This window comes from Trabulsiella odontotermitis (assembly GCF_030053895.1).
Classification (GTDB): Bacteria; Pseudomonadota; Gammaproteobacteria; order Enterobacterales; family Enterobacteriaceae; genus Trabulsiella; species Trabulsiella odontotermitis_C.
Genome location: NZ_CP125781.1, coordinates 763907 through 779512, shown reverse-complemented (window position 1 = coordinate 779512; position 15606 = coordinate 763907). Strand labels below are relative to the sequence as shown.

Genomic DNA, 15606 nt, shown 5'->3' with positions numbered 1-15606 from the left:
ACCTTTATGAGAAATCGGTGCTGGAAAGGAACGTCTGGCCGCGACGTTTGCAGCAGCTGTACGGTTGCCACAATGCCCAGGCATAGTTACCGTCCTGGGCAATCTGGCCATTGGTGTCGGGAAACACTGCACAGGTCTGGGACAACTGAGGCGAAAGTCGCTGCCATTTGTGGTTTTTGGTGCCGGTATTTTCTTTTACCGGCTCGGGTGGCCAGTAACCCGGGGACTTCTGTCCCGTAAGGGGGTTGTAGACGTGGAGCTGGCCGGAGCGGGTAATGACGTCAGCGACACGCTGAACTACAACCGCTGCTGATTTGTAACTGTCTGTCTGGGTGACAAACCCGCTACGTGGATAAACGTTCCCCCACATATTGCCGGATGTGGTTTCCCCGATTTCTCGTTGCCCGGGGATGAGTGCTTCGGGATAAAGGGTCTCCGGGACACCCGTTCGCCAGACCAGAGCATCCAGTGAGCTGTTGAAATAGGGCATGAAAGGAGTGGCAGCACTGTCGCATGAATAGCCCGGCACCATACCGCCAATGACTTTTGTTGCTGGATGGCCATAGGCGTCGCCGTAATAGAAATGCAGGTTCTGCTTACGTTCCCCGGGAGCTTTCATCTCCTGACGACCGCCCCCCGTACTCACACCCGTCACACTTTCCAGCAGAGAACCTTCAGCACCGCTGGCGGCGTTACTAACTGTGGACATTTCAGTCCAGGGGTTATCTCCGGGGTTGAGGTAAGCCGATACCACAGCCTCCGGAATGAAATGTGTCACTTTCACCGAGGTTTTCACCGTGCAACCAAATGGGGTACACAATAACCAGTAGCAGATACCACTGACACGCCAGCTGATACAGTCTGTACTTGCCGCGCTGGCCAGAAGATTCGCTGTATTGACGCTGGCCATGGTGCCGGAACAAACCAGCAATGTGGCGATCGCCAGTCGACGTGGGCGGAAGGAGAAAGATTTCATCGGTTCTTCTCCTTCCAGGCAGCGAGCTGACGGGTTGCCTCGTTGACATCAGTCGTACCGTAGACAACAAAGACGTCATCAAAAACCACAGCCGGGTATTTTTCCAGGCCGAGGGACCAGGCATGAGTGACACCCGCATAAGCTTCCGCCAGTTGTTGCTGCTGCCGGAAATTCGGGGAAGAGATCACTGCCCGGGCACGTTGTTCTGCAAGAACGGGATCGGCAGATAACTGACCGAAAATGTCCGCCTGTGCACGTTCGGGCGCATCGAGCTCAACAACGGAGACATCCGGACCAGGATTTGCTGCTATGGTATGAGAGGAGTCGGTATATATCACTGTGCCGGCACTGGCACCGACGGAAAGGAACAGTGCTGCCAGGCAGCAAAATGGCATTTTCATGAAAAACACTCCCTGAGTGTGAAAAACCTATTCAGGGTGCGTTCTCTTTAAGGAGGGGTCAGTAATTAATTCTGACGTGAAAAATGATAATTAATCTTGCCCTGGTAATTCATTATCTGTACGTCAGCATAAATCTCAGATCGCTGGAAATGTCATTTTTTAAATGCAGGAACTTTAATACACGCGGGCTCTTTGCCGCCCGCACCCGCAGCCTCCCCCCTTACCAGACAGCGGAAAACACACCGCTGTCTGGCAAGGTCGGAGGGTTATAAGTCACATCCGGTGTCACAGGTCACCCTGTCGATTTCCTTAAGAACCCAGAGCATATCGGTTGCATCGGGTACACAGATATTCCATCGGATACCCGACCGGTACTCCTGTTCTGCTGGCCAGAGTGTATTGCCGGTAACAGTTATCAGGATATCCAGGGTTTTCTCATGCACGTCGCTGAGGTGGACTGCAACGCAGCTGCGCCGGCCAACCCGGTGAGGATAGACCGACAGCAATACAGGCTGCTCCAGTCTCTTAACGATCTCCCCTTGCAGATGCTTAATCGACTCACTGTCAGCCACACCGACTGAGGCAGAACCCTGTGGCGGAACGGTAAAAATAACAGAGGCAATAAATGCCTTGTCCGGTACAACGATCGGCGTCGCCATAATCAGTTTTTTCATATTGTCCCCTGAATAGTGCCAATGCCACGTTTCTCATCGAGGCGGCGCGCAACGTGAAATGCGGCCTCAAGCTCCGAGCAATTTAATTCATTCATAATGGCCCGTCTTTCGGCTTTTTCCTCTTTTTCAGTCATTCCCAGCGCCAGGTACAAACTGGGGGGGACCGCACGAAACAACGCCTGTACCTTACGGGACAAAATAACTCCCTCTGTGTATTTTCTCGGAAGTTTTGTCGCGGACAACAGCATCGCCTTCTGCTCTTCTGTGAGCGTCTTAAATCGCGCTATTTGTTCAACTTCATCAGGTGGCATAACGAGGCAGATCCACCACTCCGCCATATTGAGCATTTTTTTCGCAGTGTCAGGGAAATCCTCCAGGTTCTGTGTGAACAACCACAGCCATGATCCGAGCTTACGCCACATTTTGACAATTTTGGTTGCATACGGGCCCAACAGCGGGTTAGCAGTTACAATATGCGCTTCGTCGATTGGCACAATGATATCCCGATCGCTGAACTGTTCCCTTTCTGCGATGTTGTTAATCGTATTAAGCAGCGAGATGACAGCAACGGCCATCTGAGCTTCATAGCCTTCACGCGCCAGCGTACCTAAATCAACAATAGTCACGTCTGCCTCTGGCCATTGCGCGCCCGGACGGTTAAACAACTCCCCTTCAAAACCTTCGGTAAACATGCGTAATGCTTCTGCCATCTCTTCAGCTCGCGCACGTCGCGCTGGCGTGCGTTTCTCGCGGCCGTCTTCTCCCATGCTGACATCGCGGGCAATGTTCTCAAGCGAGAACATTAAATCTTCCGGTAGCATCTGGCGGTTTTCGTCAAACGCTTTACGAGCCGCAATGAGTATCGCCTCACGAATCATACCGCGGTCGGCGCGTGTCATTCGCTCCTCTTCTGCTGCTTCACCACCGGTGATCATCAACCGCGCTGCAATCTCCATTTCACCCAGAATGTCACGTTCTTCGTCCTTGTCCTCATCATCTTCATCAATGTCAGGGAGGGCCTCTTCGCTTGTCACTAACGTCTCAGGTTTCGCCTGCATGAGCAGATGTGAATCGCCAAACGGAGCAAGTGAAATAACCTTACCAGGCTTGATACTGACACGGTGCACTGAGAGCCCCAGCGAATTACAGTAATCTCCAAACAGACCGAAGCTGTTACCCGCTTCCAGCAAAAATATACGGGGGCGGTAGATTGCCACCATCTGAGCCAGTTTATCGAGCGCAGTGGCAGATTTACCGGCACCTGTCGGCCCGAAAAGCAGCAGGTGCGCATTCTGGGTACGGTCATTTTTATTAAGTGGATCTACGGACAGGGGGCCACCACCACGATTCCAGAACGTAACCCCCGGGTGACCAGTACCGGTGTCGCGACCATAAATAGGGGCGAGACATGCAAAATGCTGTACAAACATAAGGCGCGTGTACCAGTTGTGTTTATCCATTTGAGGGTTAAAGCACATAGGTAACGCACGCATATAACTGCTGAGAGGACCAATATCGTGTTCTGGATTTATCGGTTCCATCCCACAGTTCAGTAATTTACTGCTGAGATCAAGATACCGTTTATCGAGTGTTTCCTTGTCCTGAGCCTTGATAAGCAGTGTGATGGCCGCACGGTAAAGCTTGTGTTTGTTTCCCAGGAAATTACGCGCTGTAGCAGCGTCTTCGCGAGCACGCAGGGAATCAACATTCTCCCCCATTGAATTGCGGCTAAGGCTCGCAAAACTTTCTTCAAGCTTGTCCTGAGGCTGAACCACCAGGGTCATGGCCAGAACTGTCCCTTCCGGTAGCAGATCCATAATGGCATTCACATTATCACCACGTTTTACCTCCCCCGTCAGATGACCGGTAGAAGGTGCAGTACGCAGGCGGGCAACCGGAACAGCTTTATGTGCCACATCATCAAACCACCACACACCGCTTTCGGCATCACTTCGCGGGCGGGTAAACCAGAGGCTTTCGCTGAAATCATTCAGAAGAGGCAAATCGCCCGGTGCATGATCGGAGTGTTTTGCGCAACGATACAATGTTTTCTTATCGACCCACGCCGGCGCCGGGTTGAACCAGCGCAACAGCCAACTATGGATTTGCTCGCCGTTCTGCTTTTCGCACCGGATACCGGCACCGCTCAGTGCTGCAGTCAGGCGATCGCAGACCTGTTTCAGCAGCACCTCCGGTGGCATGGGGTCACGATAAGGTGTCTCAACCCAACGGTAAACCACCATGCGCGTTCTGCGAATTTGCCCTCTCCAGGCGGCCCCTGTGACAGCCTCGTCTACAAAAAGCCCCTGTTCCACCGCCACATTTTCTAGGTGGCGCTCCTGTTCAGCCAGCCAGGCTTTCGTGAATGCAGTTCCCTGAGCTCTTGGCCTGACATAGCCTCTGATAGTATCCATATAAGTAGAGAGATCAGAGTCATCCTGGCAGAAAAACTGTACCACCCATTGGTGATCATCCAGTTCAGGGAGACTGTCCTGTAGGGCGTTCTCAGCGATATTGCAGATCTCGTCCAGACGTGTTTCCGGGCGCCCTTCAGTGCCCACAGGGATAATCTCATACACGGCCCCAACGGATACGCCATCGTCAAGCAGAATACATTCATGCTCTGGCAAATACTCACCCCAGGGAACATGATCGATAATGGAAGGTGCCGTGGAATACAGACGCGCTTCATCTGAATGAGTCAGTTGCCCTTCCCGGGTAAGCGGTTCATACCCACTGACGGAAAACGGACCGTTACCGTACTGATGAGCATCCTGAGACGCTCGACGTCGGCTAAATAAAGGGAAAGCCATCAGAGATCCTCCGTTCGCTCACCAGGCAACGCATACTGTACCTGGCTGTAGAAAGGAAAGACGGTGCTGTAGCCTGGAACCGGCGTGTTCCCGCCAGCCAGATGCGGAAAAACATACATGACCATGTCAGGATTTGGCAGACGCGGAAACGTCTGCTGAATTTCATTTTCCTGGGTGCGGCTGTAGCTGTTACTGACCTGCTGACTGATCTCACGTTCGCTGTCTGTAACTGGCCGGCGAAGTGTTGTTCTGCTCTCGTTGGTAGCATGAGTTGACGATGCACCATCGTTCCATAATTCAAGCATGGTGCTGTCGCCAGGCGGCAACATTTCCTCTTTTGACGTACTGCAACCCGAGAGGGCAAGCGATACAACGACCAACATAACGGTGGCCAGATGATTAAAACTGAGCAACATGCACCTCCGCTTCATCCGAATCACTGATGACAGCTGACAGACGAATCACTCGTCCATCAGGCAGCTGCATCTGCATTCCATTTCCCTCGCTCAGAAGCTTCTTTCCGACAGCGAGCAGGGCCTGTTCGGTGACTTCATGCCTGCTACCTTCCCATTTGCCATTATCACACCTGACAAAACCGGCAAAGAGACGGCCACCCAGTGGCGTATAGTCCACCCGATACTCGAGGTTTTTATTGTTCTGCATCTTTATCCCCATCAGTCCATGCCCGTGCTGCTACCAGCGAGGCTGAAATCGTCATATTTCACCTTGCGGCCTTTTTCTTCATAATCAATCGCCAACTGACGAGTGATATGTAAAGCCACTTTCTGTCCAGGCGGTACATAGATCGCGTCAAAAGTCTGACCATATCGCGCTTTAACCCAGTCAACGGTCTCACGCATACCGCCGGATAACGCCTTACCCAACACGGCCTGACCGGCATCCCCCGTCAGCGTAGACGTCACACCACCATAGCCATTGGTCTGGCTGGTATTCTGGTTTTCAGCCACGGCGTCCCCAGCTGCGCTGGCAGCTGCAAGTGCGGCAATGGTTGGCAGATAAGTAGAAGCGTTTGATTTTCGGGTACCTGAAATGCATGGAATGCCATTGTCATCTGATAACCAGCCAATACTGCTGTTATTCCCACCCTGGCTGTTCTGATTACCACCATTACTGCCTTGCCCCTCAGGTGAAGGAAGCGTACGAACGGTGCCATCAGTAAAAACAAAAGTGATGCTTGTTATGGCGCCGCGTACGCAGGAAAGCGTCCAGTCCCCCGTAGCGGTTCCCGAAACGATCGCCCCCTGTACATCAGGCAATTCAATGCCATTTGCCGTCAGGTTGTCTTTTCCGATCATCACTTTGAACGGGTAAGGGTCAGTCACCTTGCCATCAATGGGAATACGTCCCAACAGCGCGGTCATGGCCCGACTACCCACAAGCGTGGAGTTTTCCGGAAGGGTATAAACAGGGGCAGCATTTTTTTCAGATCCGGGAATGTTGTTCTGGACCGTTGTACTTACTGCTGACGTTGCCTGCCTGGCTGCATCACCTGCAGCGCCAAAGGAGGTGGCAAAAGAAAAACCAGTCGCGTTATTACTGTTTTTATCTGAGACAGGTCGACCATTCGCATCCGTGGCAATACCATCTTTCGGCTCAACCCATTGCAACCCGTTGCCATCTGTTTGAGATAGATTTCCCGTGCCTCCGGTCAGTCCATTGTCATAACCCAGTCCCACTGGAATATCGCTGCCTGCAACGTTACCTTTATTTCCTGCCGTTAAGCCGGAGGAGCCATTTTTGAGTTGGTCAAGAAGTTGGTTCACCTGCGAACTCAGATCAGTAACCTGAGAACTCAGTTGTGCACGTTTTTGAGCCTCTTCGGAACGAACTTGCCCCACAGCCTGGCTGATTTGCTGATCAACATTGGTGCTATTTTTTTTCAGCTCCTTATTTTCATCAGCAAGCGTTTTATTATCGCTTTCAAGGCTGTCAAGGCGCCCCTGAACCTTACGGTAACTACCAACCAGGGTACGCAAAGTATCCTGCGCGGTGTCACCTTCCACACCCAGCGCTTTGAGATCTTCTGGTGTAAGGTCCTTCAGGGCGACATTAGAGGTTTTCTGGCCTGCTTCATTTTTATCGTTTTTATCTGTACAGGATTTAACCCCAATCATGATGGCGCCCACCACTACGACGGGAACAGCAATTTTCACAAGCAGGTTTGAAGCAGGCTTTTTCATTTATGTGCTCCTCGGTTACTCCGCTTACTCTCCTTTCCTTCAGATTCGGGTAAACGCTGTTCAGCAATAAAGGCACTTTCGGGACGTCCTGTAGTAACCAGATATAGAACTGTCGTGTCTTCCGGTGTACCGGCACGCCCCAGCCAACGGTGCTGGAAAGTCGCAGTAGTAAACTGACCTTGCAGCGAACGAGGATCGAGGATGACCTTTACTGCTGATCGGTTACGCACCTGCAGCGCAATTACACTGCTGCCCTGCAGACTCCAGGCAGCCATCGGCGTGACGCTGACGGACTCAGAGGGCATAAGTGTGGTGATCCGGGGAGGAAGCTTCAGTGAAACCTGACTTACTCCCGGTACGGGCTCTACCGTTCTCAACGGTCCATACATGTTCTGTGCGGCATAACGAGTCAGGACAACGGGCAGCGGCGCATTGAGTTTTGCGGGCCTCCGGCTTTCTGCATTTGCCTCTGCCGACGACTGACGGCCGGCACTGTCCCCATCACTGCTGACCGTCTGTTTATCGGTCGCCGAAGCGGTAGCCACTTCTCCGTCGTAGACAATTTTGACAGGTTCCCGCGTGGTTTTACCGGGGGCAGCAGAAACATCAAGTAGAAGTATTTCCCCGTTTTCCTTGTTCTGAAGTTCCAGTCTCGTCACCGGAAAGGCTTCTTTCGCATCGAGATAAACTACACCTCCGGAGCTTTGAATACGCAGCTTGTCGTTGAGTGTGGGCGGAAACCCCACTCGCACGTTTTTGTTTACAAAAACGATTCGCTCCTGCCCTACAGTCAGGGGAATCTGCAAAGGTATCCGTTCCCATTTCATAAGCTCAACAGCACGAGCTCCGGCTGAGACCAGTACCAGGGTCAGCAGGATCACTGAGAATTTTTTCAATTGAATGCTCCCGACTTTTGTTCTGGCTCAGGCAAGGAGATCGCCTCAAGTCTTTGTGGCGCGCTGTCATAGCAATCCAGTGCCAGTCCAAACGGATTTCGCTCTGGGTCACCTTCCCAGCGAACCACTTTCATTGGATAACGCGCCAGGGCACGCTTAACGGGTTCGGTATGGAAATATTCGTCAGCTACCAGGTCCAGCCGTACCACCCAATGATCTTCATCAATGATGGTCACGCTGCGGTTACTGTAACCACGACGGGGGATTTCGTATACCACGCGTACACGATCGCGCAGCTCGTCATTATTCTTGCGCATCTCGGCGTCCTTATTGAGAAAATCCTGACAGGACGGCGTCAAATACGGGCTCATTTGGGCAATTTTGGCTGTGTAGTCAGCTTCCCCATTTTTCGGCCAGGAATTCAGTTGCTGAAAAATGTAAAAAGCAAAACTGTAAACCGTAGATGGCGGGACCTCCCACCATTTTCGGGTACTGCCGGAACGCAGGTCAGGTGGGTTGTGAATTGTCAGCTCCGAGGGTGCTCGCATCCATCCCAGACTGGTGACGAACAGTCCCAAAGCCAGCAAAACACAAGCGATACGTAGCGAAATAATATGATTATCGCGGGCGGTTATACCGTTACGAAAACGACTCATACTTTCCCTCCGCGCATCAACGGAACAGGTTTCGTTCGTTTAAGTTCCCACGCCCTGCTATCCAGAATCATGGTTCGGGACATACGTGCACGGCAGCGCAATTCCTCCAGACGTTGCCAGATATAATTTTCTGGCTTACCGCGCTTGTAGCTGGCAATCCAGTTGCCGCCAAAAAAAATGACCAACAGAGGCATCAGCAGCATGCACGTCGGAAAAGCCAGCCATCCGACAAAAGGAACCAGAGCTAACGGTATTGCCAGAGGGATACCGGCAATAACACCGATGACGGCCGCCAGCACAAACTCCCCGGATGTGAACCCTTTCCAGACCACGGGGGGGTTGTTCAGTCTGTCAGGGAGGAAATCAATGACGGCCATATGGGCTCCTTACAGGATATCTGAAGCTTTAGTTGCGAGGTAAATAACCAAAAGGATGAGGATGATGCCGACAACCAGATAGACCAGGAACTGAGTCCATTCCCCCTTACCACGACGGATATCGTGAAATGCGGTAATCACGGCATGCGCTACGGCAAAAAAAGCACCGACACATACGAGAAGCCCTATCGCAAGTGCCCCCATTTTGATGTAGCCCATAACGGTGTTGTAGGTTCCGCCACCGCCTCCAGATGTTGGCTGTTCAACAGCTGGCAAGTCTGCCATAGCCTGACTTGCAGTTAAGAGACCGGTAAGCAACAAATATCCCGCACGGGAATAGGCAGAACGAAAATGCCTGAAGAAAGTGAATTTCATTGAGTCATCCTTTCAGTGGAAAAACAGAAACAGGGTCAGCAGATAAAGCACAATCAGTCGAATTAGCAGCTCATTGAACTGCCTGAACGTCACTGATTTACTGACCAGGCCACGGTAGGCCTGCACCAGTGCCCATGCGCTGAAAAGGAGAACGACGATGGCGAGCGTACCGAGGATCAAGAGGTTCAGTTGCCCGGGCGTGAGGCTGCTTCCGGTGCCCGCACTCCATCCATTTAGCTGAGAGCCATTCATCGCCATGAGGGCTCCTCAGCACGGTACTGCCCGGTGACTAAAGTGGAGGGTGCTGTTGGCTGCGCGCGCGACGGCTCGAGATAAGTGGATATGCCCTGCCTCATCGTTGAGATGTCACGGGTTGCCTGCTGATAGTCGAAATAAAAGCGAGCGTCCTGATTCTGATTGGCTACGACGCGGGCGCGATCAAGGCCAGCCTGAACCTGATCCAGCTGGCGCATCACGAGTGCCAGCTCATCTTTTTCTGACGCCTGGCAGGTCAGCACCGGCAGAACGGGCAATAACATTGCCAGGATGATTGTGGTGTGACGCATTTGCGACTCTCCCTAATAACTTGTCGTCGGGAGATTGACGCAAACAGGACATGCTGGCAGCAGGAAAATATTTATGAAGGTCAGAAAATTAAATGCCACAAAGTGAGCCAGTTAATACAGATGAACCTTCAAAAAAAAAGCCCGCGACATCAAGCGGGCTCCGGGGAATTCCCGAAACAGCTACTTCCTGGGCTATAGGTATTTTTTAAAGGACGCCGTGACGATGGCCAGAACACCGCCAAGTAATAATGCTGATGGCAGCAACAGGAGATTTGGCCAGACAGCAGTCGGCCAGGCCAGATACAACATGCAGGGGCCGTAAAGTGCGGGTTTAATAAAACGTTTGGCGTGATGGTAGACAAAGCTCGATTCATATCCAGCTCCATAACGACGCAAATCTCGACGGACCAGCCCTTCAACTATGCCGGTGATAATCACCAGGCCGAACAGAGGCAGACTCAGGAAAAGGATCATCACCCTGATGAAGAAAATCAGAGTTACCCAGAGCGTAGCTTGCAGGTACTCCCCAAGCCAGCCGATTAGTGAGTCACCGAACCGGTTAATCGTTGGGATAACTCCAGTCCCCTTCTGACCAGTTTCCCTGAATGATTGAAGCCAATGGCTGAATCCGCTATCGACAAACAACCAGTTCCAGGCGGTATGTACCCACCGCGAAATCGTCTCAACCGGCGCTGCCATCAGTAAACTCCGCGTGTACCCTTCCGACAACCAGTGGCTTTCTGCAACCATCACCCGGTAGCTGTGTGAAGCACCTTCGTCAGGCCAGAGTAAGGCAATGCAGGCATATTCGATCAGCAGGCTAACCAGAAGCGACCCCAGCAGAATGCCAATTAAACTGACAGGCAAATCCCAGAGCAACATGCCGAATGGTCCGGATTGTTTCTGTCGGGATGGCGAACTGCGATTGGCAGTATCTCTGTCATGCTGAGACATTTTGCCCCCCCGAATATGCCGCATCACCGCCTGTCCACCAGGATTCTCCAGTTCGGTAATTCTGCTCCATGTTGTCAGCCAGCTGCTTCAGGCTCGCGGGCATGTAAGGATCGTCGTTATCAGCCGGCAACGGCATCCTGATTTTCCACAGGCGCCCTCCTTCAAGCAGGGCAAATGCCTGCCCTTTCGGCAGGTTGATAACGTCTGAAGGGTTGAGCATCGGGACTTTAACCAGACTGACCTGGTCCTGAACGTTACTGTTAAAATCAGTACCCTCTCCCGGCCGGGATACGTCAGTGACACCCGATGTAAGGGTTTTCTGGTAGACGTCAACTTCCGGTAATTGGTCGGTCAGGAGCATGGCAGTGTTTTTTTCACGCACACGGAGCATTATCAATGAGTTGAAGTTCCCCACTACCTGATTCGCTTTAGCACTGCTGCCTATACGGGCCTCGATGTCCGAAAGAGTCTGCGTATATGCAGTCACCTGGAAGCCCGCACCACCCCCTTTGTTGATGAGAGGAATAAACTCATCACCCATTAACTCGTTAAACTCGTCACAGTGAAGATTTATCGCCACTTTCGAACTTTTTCTGCCATCCTCATCACCGAGACCGAATTTATAGATGTGTCCACCTTCGGAAACGAGATCAGCGAACATGCTGTTGCCGACTGCTGCTGCGACAACAGGGTCGGATAGTGCATCGAGGCCGATATAAACCACGCCGCGCGATTTTATAATGTTATGCCAGTCCAGGATCGGTCTCGGATCGTTCAGGTCCGTATAGTCAGGTGCCAGCAATGCGGCCGTTTTACCAGTTGTAAGCTTTTCAAGCAGCGGCAGCAGTGACGCAACAATTTTGTCGAAATACGTTCGATCATATTGCACAGCGCTACGTAGCCCATCCAGCACCGGGTCCCACAGTTTTTTTCCTTCTTCGCTGGCCAGTACCTGCTCAATAGCCCAGATATTCATGCCATTAGGCCTGCCCTGCATGTGACGCGGCAGATCCTTCTCGCTTATACCGCTACCTAACAGCGCTTCGACTGTACTCAGCAACTGTGGTGCCTTTTCACTCAGCATATTCTCAACATAGGTTTCGTACAGTTCACCTATGTTTGTCACGTAACGCAGTATGAGACCGTAATCAGGACGCTGGCCAAGTGCGACCAGCGCGCGGGTAATAATATTGACAAATCGCCAGGCAAATTCCCGAAATGCAGCAGAATTGCCCTCTCCGGAGAGCTGTCCTGCAACACGTGATGCTACTTCCGAGATACGGCTGAACCGTCCAACGGCATTGTAGCGAGCGCTTATATCTGGCCATCCGAGGTGGAACACCCAGAAGTTATCCTGACGACCAGCACGGTGTGCCTCGGCATACATTCGCCTCAACAGATCGGCATCTCCTTTCGGGTCAAACACGATGACAACTTCATGCTCGCCTGCAGCGTTTTTACGGCGAATATCCTGTGTGATAAGTAACTCAGCAAGCCGGGTTTTACCGACTCGTGTGGTGCCGATAACCAGTGTATGCCCTACACGTTCTCCGAGATCATAGGTGACCGTAGTTTCATCCAGTTCCACACCATGGTAAATGGGGCTTCCTCCTACAGGAGGCAACGGGCGAAACGGGTTGAGCGCCGAATCAGTTCGTGTCAGCCTGCACAACCACGGCAAGCTGTACTCCATCTTTTTTTCCAGATCGCGTGCCAGGCGATAAATAACAGAAGGTTGTACGTAGACCTCACACTCCGGACGCCTCGCTTCCAGAAGACGCTGCGTATGGCGGGGAGACCACTGGAAGCCCTTGCCAAGGAACAAGTGCCGCTGGCTGACGGGGATCTGCTCGCTGGTCAGTACATATCGGGGCAAACGGCGAATGTTTTGGCGGTAACGGAGTATTTTCATCCCCTCAGATGTACGCTTCAGCGCCAGTACACCAAACCCCGCGGCGGTCACCCAACTGACCGATGGTGCGAGCGCGACAGCCCAGGGGGCCGTAAGGCAAATAAAGGTTGCGCTACCCGCCGCCGCAGCGGAATACAGTTCAACCGCCGGGCGAAGGAGGGATTCCATCACGTACTTGTCGCTCATATAAAAGCCCTCCCCTGGAACAGAGCAAAAGTTTTATCATTGAGTTTGAGGAATAAATGAGCAGAATCTGTGGCCTTGCGGAATACGGCTAGAAATAAATAAAAGAAAAGAAATAACCCAAACATCAGCAAAGAAATCAATACAGACCGGAATATGAAAATCCGGAAAGAAACCAAAAGCCACACCGAACCAATAAACGGTAATGTTGATGTGGAAAAATTCATCTGTATTACCTCTTTTTTAATGGCCGGAGAACATGTTCAACGGATTCACCAGACAGCAGTAGCAAAAGGGAAGACCCGCTTATGAGCAAAATTTCCGGGTAATCACTGAAATACTTAAAACTGATAAAACCTGTTCGTCCTGTGTGTACAAACAGACCTCTGCATTTTTCTTGTCGGACTAACTCACCAAACTGGCGGACATGTTCAGGACGAACAGCACTGGCAAATCGTTTAGCCTGGACAAGCCACCTTTCCTGACCAATCCAGAACTGACCATCAATACCACCATCACCGCTGTAACTCGGATTACGCCTGACCGGTATTCCTCGCCGCTCTATGGCGGTCAGAATCATCTCCTCGAAAACATAGGGATTAATCTTCCGTAAATATAAAACCTGCTGCCCCGCTTTCAGCTCAGGCAGTTTTAGCAACACCCTGTTAGCCGTCTGTCGATTACGCTGATGTCTGCGGACACGGGCACTTCTTGTATTACACCGCAGCCAAAAAGCTGTGAGTGAAATGAAAGCCAATAATATGAAAACCACTGTGGTCATTGCGCTAATCCATCAGCGGTAATCAGGAGAGGGTAATGCGTCAGATTCAATCGCTTTGCCAAATCACCGCCGCGAACAGGGACCATCTCAGTACCTGGCAAGAGTCCTCTAAGCGTGTTGAGCGCACTTTCAGTCGTAACATTCACTACCATTCCTGTGGCGCCCATCCCTTTCAGTTCAGCACCACGCTGCCGCAGCCAGGCTCGGGAAATATCATCATCGCCAATCACAAAAACAGGGGGCAAACCGGGTAACTGCAGAGGGCGAGACGTCACCTTTCCGGGTGTCATTTCCGGTGTATTAACGGGCAACATATCGGAAATAGACAGCGATGACGGTGGTTCAGGCAAGGAAGAAACATCGGACAAATGCGACTCCTCACCTGAATTAATCGCCTCGAATAATGGTCTGGTTGACTCCCCGCCCAGATCCCCGACCACTGTCAGCGAAGCAAAACAACTAAACGCTGCTGTAAGCAGTGATACACAAAAGATGCCATTGAAATATTTATCGATATTTTTTTTCATTGAGGTTCAACCCAGGTTAATGAGTGACTGGCCAGAGCAACCGGCCCCCCTTCAGGGACCTTAATATCAGGTGCGATCTGACTTAGCTTGCGGCGTACGATAGCCATATATTTTGCTGCCGGCTTACCACCGGCCGGGTGGTGATAACAGCCAGCAGCTTTAATCCAGCTTCCAGGCTGAGCGTCATAGCAGGCACGGAGAATTCGGGCCGCTGCACGAAGATTTGTGTAGGGATCAAAAGCATCACGAAAGGATGGGAAAAGATGCCCGTTCCACCCAAGATTGACCTGGGCTACACCGACATCGATACGCTTGAGAGGGTAGCGCTGCATAAATCCAAGAAGTGCCGCAAAGGCCTCCTCGCGGGTTTCAAAGTGGTATCCTTTCCCTGCTACATTAATAGTCCAGGGCCATGGTTTAGACCCCCATGCGGTTTTACGGGTGCTTTCGGCCATCGCCAGCGAGTAAAGCGATTCTGCCGGAACGCGCTCGGCAGCAGCAATGACCCGATAAGCCTGCGGAACTACCTGAACACTGCTATTTACATTCACGACCGCCAGGCAACCAGTGCTGACAAACCATAAACAGCAAGCCAGTTTCAGAATGCGGCAATTTGCCATCCCTCTTCTCCCTGCTGCAAAATAACTGGCATCTGACCTTGCCCATAGCGCTGCCACAAACCGCGATCATGATTTAGGGTAATTTGCCGATTACGCACTTTTTCGACTGGTATGCCATGGCTTATTGCCCATGATCTGATTTTTTCGTCGCTCACGTCATTTCCGACAAGGTAAATATCTACCGGTCTGTTGTCGGCGATAACAGCAGCAAGCCGGGCATCACAGCGTGAACATGACTCTTTGACAAATAACGCCAGTCTTCCTTGTGTGTCATGAGCGATACCCGCGGCATTCCCCATATTCACGGCCAATGTTTCAGGATAAAGACGAAGCCAGGCAGTGTTTATTTCTCGTTGAAATGCGAGTTCTTTCTCGGTACGGGCGTATTCGTGTTTTACCCACAATTCAGCCAGCCGACGGCGCTCAGATGAATTATCTGTCTCGACGCCCAGGGCAGTAAGAGGATCAAGACCAGGGGACATAATGCCTCTGGCTCCTTTCATCAACGACTGATAGCGACTCCAGTCCTCATCTGAAAGCCCCCATTGTTGACCCTGTTGCTGCGTCTGAACCTGGTTTGCTGATGATGCCTGCAGGGATGTTTGCTGACTCTGATTCGATTGAGTGGTAACTGTTGATGCCGCCACACACAGCGGCAAGGAAAGTACACCTGCCATCAAAATTCTTCTCATCT

At 51.8% G+C, this 15606-nt stretch carries 19 protein-coding genes; all 19 read right to left on the bottom strand.

Features of this window, described 5'->3' with window-relative positions:
- Positions 1-4: 4 nt before the first annotated feature.
- Positions 5-976 carry a TIGR03756 family integrating conjugative element protein gene (locus QMG90_RS03770; RefSeq protein WP_064373805.1) on the bottom strand — a complete coding sequence of 324 codons (972 nt, stop codon included), beginning with the start codon at positions 974-976 and terminating at the stop codon, positions 5-7.
- Complete coding sequence (locus QMG90_RS03765) at positions 973-1377, bottom strand: TIGR03757 family integrating conjugative element protein (RefSeq protein ID WP_283282750.1); 405 nt, start codon at positions 1375-1377, stop codon at positions 973-975. The genes QMG90_RS03770 and QMG90_RS03765 overlap by 4 nt, the downstream gene beginning before the upstream one ends.
- A gap of 266 nt (positions 1378-1643) precedes the next feature.
- Positions 1644-2051: a hypothetical protein gene (locus QMG90_RS03760; RefSeq protein ID WP_032676588.1), complete on the bottom strand. Its 408-nt coding sequence runs from the start codon at positions 2049-2051 to the stop codon at positions 1644-1646.
- On the bottom strand, positions 2048-4864 hold the full coding sequence (locus QMG90_RS03755) for a conjugative transfer ATPase (RefSeq protein WP_046494133.1): 2817 nt from the start codon (positions 4862-4864) through the stop codon (positions 2048-2050). Before QMG90_RS03755 ends, QMG90_RS03760 begins: the two co-directional genes overlap by 4 nt.
- Entirely contained in the window at positions 4864-5280 is a 417-nt protein-coding gene (locus QMG90_RS03750; RefSeq protein ID WP_115190217.1) for a TIGR03751 family conjugal transfer lipoprotein, read from the bottom strand. Before QMG90_RS03750 ends, QMG90_RS03755 begins: the two co-directional genes overlap by 1 nt.
- Positions 5264-5527, bottom strand: coding sequence for a DUF7446 family protein (locus tag QMG90_RS03745; RefSeq protein ID WP_306464055.1), 264 nt, complete (start codon positions 5525-5527; stop codon positions 5264-5266). The genes QMG90_RS03750 and QMG90_RS03745 overlap by 17 nt, the downstream gene beginning before the upstream one ends.
- An 11-nt stretch (positions 5528-5538) precedes the next feature.
- Entirely contained in the window at positions 5539-7065 is a 1527-nt protein-coding gene (locus tag QMG90_RS03740) for a TIGR03752 family integrating conjugative element protein (protein WP_042999115.1), read from the bottom strand.
- Complete coding sequence (locus QMG90_RS03735) at positions 7062-7961, bottom strand: TIGR03749 family integrating conjugative element protein (protein ID WP_046494127.1); 900 nt, start codon at positions 7959-7961, stop codon at positions 7062-7064. Before QMG90_RS03735 ends, QMG90_RS03740 begins: the two co-directional genes overlap by 4 nt.
- Positions 7958-8617 (bottom strand): PFL_4703 family integrating conjugative element protein, encoded by a 660-nt coding sequence (locus QMG90_RS03730; RefSeq protein WP_000086096.1) that lies wholly within the window; start codon positions 8615-8617, stop codon positions 7958-7960. Before QMG90_RS03730 ends, QMG90_RS03735 begins: the two co-directional genes overlap by 4 nt.
- Positions 8614-8994 carry a TIGR03750 family conjugal transfer protein gene (locus QMG90_RS03725; RefSeq protein ID WP_000268263.1) on the bottom strand — a complete coding sequence of 127 codons (381 nt, stop codon included), beginning with the start codon at positions 8992-8994 and terminating at the stop codon, positions 8614-8616. Before QMG90_RS03725 ends, QMG90_RS03730 begins: the two co-directional genes overlap by 4 nt.
- A gap of 9 nt (positions 8995-9003) precedes the next feature.
- Positions 9004-9369 carry a TIGR03745 family integrating conjugative element membrane protein gene (locus QMG90_RS03720; RefSeq protein ID WP_000673116.1) on the bottom strand — a complete coding sequence of 122 codons (366 nt, stop codon included), beginning with the start codon at positions 9367-9369 and terminating at the stop codon, positions 9004-9006.
- 12 nt (positions 9370-9381) lie between these two features.
- Positions 9382-9627 (bottom strand): TIGR03758 family integrating conjugative element protein, encoded by a 246-nt coding sequence (locus tag QMG90_RS03715; RefSeq protein WP_001251235.1) that lies wholly within the window; start codon positions 9625-9627, stop codon positions 9382-9384.
- Complete coding sequence (locus QMG90_RS03710; RefSeq protein ID WP_001216596.1) at positions 9618-9935, bottom strand: integrative conjugative element protein, RAQPRD family; 318 nt, start codon at positions 9933-9935, stop codon at positions 9618-9620. The genes QMG90_RS03715 and QMG90_RS03710 overlap by 10 nt, the downstream gene beginning before the upstream one ends.
- A 192-nt stretch (positions 9936-10127) precedes the next feature.
- Complete coding sequence (locus QMG90_RS03705; protein ID WP_042999112.1) at positions 10128-10889, bottom strand: TIGR03747 family integrating conjugative element membrane protein; 762 nt, start codon at positions 10887-10889, stop codon at positions 10128-10130.
- Positions 10876-12987, bottom strand: a complete 2112-nt coding sequence (gene traD / locus QMG90_RS03700; RefSeq protein WP_032676579.1) for a type IV conjugative transfer system coupling protein TraD — start codon at positions 12985-12987, stop codon at positions 10876-10878. The genes QMG90_RS03705 and traD overlap by 14 nt, the downstream gene beginning before the upstream one ends.
- Before the next feature lie 229 nt (positions 12988-13216).
- The gene (locus QMG90_RS03695) at positions 13217-13765 is read right to left on the bottom strand and encodes a restriction endonuclease (protein ID WP_032676577.1); all 549 of its coding nucleotides are present in this window, start codon (positions 13763-13765) and stop codon (positions 13217-13219) included.
- The gene (locus tag QMG90_RS03690; RefSeq protein WP_283282749.1) at positions 13762-14292 is read right to left on the bottom strand and encodes an integrating conjugative element protein; all 531 of its coding nucleotides are present in this window, start codon (positions 14290-14292) and stop codon (positions 13762-13764) included. The genes QMG90_RS03695 and QMG90_RS03690 overlap by 4 nt, the downstream gene beginning before the upstream one ends.
- Positions 14289-14912 (bottom strand): transglycosylase SLT domain-containing protein, encoded by a 624-nt coding sequence (locus QMG90_RS03685; protein WP_032676575.1) that lies wholly within the window; start codon positions 14910-14912, stop codon positions 14289-14291. Before QMG90_RS03685 ends, QMG90_RS03690 begins: the two co-directional genes overlap by 4 nt.
- A complete protein-coding gene (locus QMG90_RS03680; RefSeq protein WP_032676698.1) occupies positions 14891-15604 on the bottom strand; it encodes a TIGR03759 family integrating conjugative element protein in 714 nt (237 codons plus the stop codon). Before QMG90_RS03680 ends, QMG90_RS03685 begins: the two co-directional genes overlap by 22 nt.
- Positions 15605-15606: the final 2 nt, after the last annotated feature.

Excerpts from the sequence above, each read along its gene's own strand:
- QMG90_RS03715 (WP_001251235.1), bottom strand. The coding sequence starts at position 9,627 with ATGGCGATGAATGGCTCTCAGCTAAATGGATGGAGTGCGGGCACCGGA.
- QMG90_RS03710 (WP_001216596.1), bottom strand. The coding sequence starts at position 9,935 with ATGCGTCACACCACAATCATCCTGGCAATGTTATTGCCCGTTCTGCCG.
- QMG90_RS03760 (WP_032676588.1), bottom strand. The coding sequence starts at position 2,051 with ATGAAAAAACTGATTATGGCGACGCCGATCGTTGTACCGGACAAGGCA.
- QMG90_RS03705 (WP_042999112.1), bottom strand. The coding sequence starts at position 10,889 with ATGTCTCAGCATGACAGAGATACTGCCAATCGCAGTTCGCCATCCCGA.
- QMG90_RS03725 (WP_000268263.1), bottom strand. The coding sequence starts at position 8,994 with ATGGCCGTCATTGATTTCCTCCCTGACAGACTGAACAACCCCCCCGTG.
- traD (WP_032676579.1), bottom strand. The coding sequence starts at position 12,987 with ATGAGCGACAAGTACGTGATGGAATCCCTCCTTCGCCCGGCGGTTGAA.
- QMG90_RS03740 (WP_042999115.1), bottom strand. The coding sequence starts at position 7,065 with ATGAAAAAGCCTGCTTCAAACCTGCTTGTGAAAATTGCTGTTCCCGTC.
- QMG90_RS03690 (WP_283282749.1), bottom strand. The coding sequence starts at position 14,292 with ATGAAAAAAAATATCGATAAATATTTCAATGGCATCTTTTGTGTATCA.
- QMG90_RS03755 (WP_046494133.1), bottom strand. The coding sequence starts at position 4,864 with ATGGCTTTCCCTTTATTTAGCCGACGTCGAGCGTCTCAGGATGCTCAT.
- QMG90_RS03720 (WP_000673116.1), bottom strand. The coding sequence starts at position 9,369 with ATGAAATTCACTTTCTTCAGGCATTTTCGTTCTGCCTATTCCCGTGCG.
- QMG90_RS03765 (WP_283282750.1), bottom strand. The coding sequence starts at position 1,377 with ATGAAAATGCCATTTTGCTGCCTGGCAGCACTGTTCCTTTCCGTCGGT.
- QMG90_RS03745 (WP_306464055.1), bottom strand. The coding sequence starts at position 5,527 with ATGCAGAACAATAAAAACCTCGAGTATCGGGTGGACTATACGCCACTG.
- QMG90_RS03685 (WP_032676575.1), bottom strand. The coding sequence starts at position 14,912 with ATGGCAAATTGCCGCATTCTGAAACTGGCTTGCTGTTTATGGTTTGTC.
- QMG90_RS03695 (WP_032676577.1), bottom strand. The coding sequence starts at position 13,765 with ATGACCACAGTGGTTTTCATATTATTGGCTTTCATTTCACTCACAGCT.
- QMG90_RS03680 (WP_032676698.1), bottom strand. The coding sequence starts at position 15,604 with ATGAGAAGAATTTTGATGGCAGGTGTACTTTCCTTGCCGCTGTGTGTG.
- QMG90_RS03750 (WP_115190217.1), bottom strand. The coding sequence starts at position 5,280 with ATGTTGCTCAGTTTTAATCATCTGGCCACCGTTATGTTGGTCGTTGTA.
- QMG90_RS03730 (WP_000086096.1), bottom strand. The coding sequence starts at position 8,617 with ATGAGTCGTTTTCGTAACGGTATAACCGCCCGCGATAATCATATTATT.
- QMG90_RS03770 (WP_064373805.1), bottom strand. The coding sequence starts at position 976 with ATGAAATCTTTCTCCTTCCGCCCACGTCGACTGGCGATCGCCACATTG.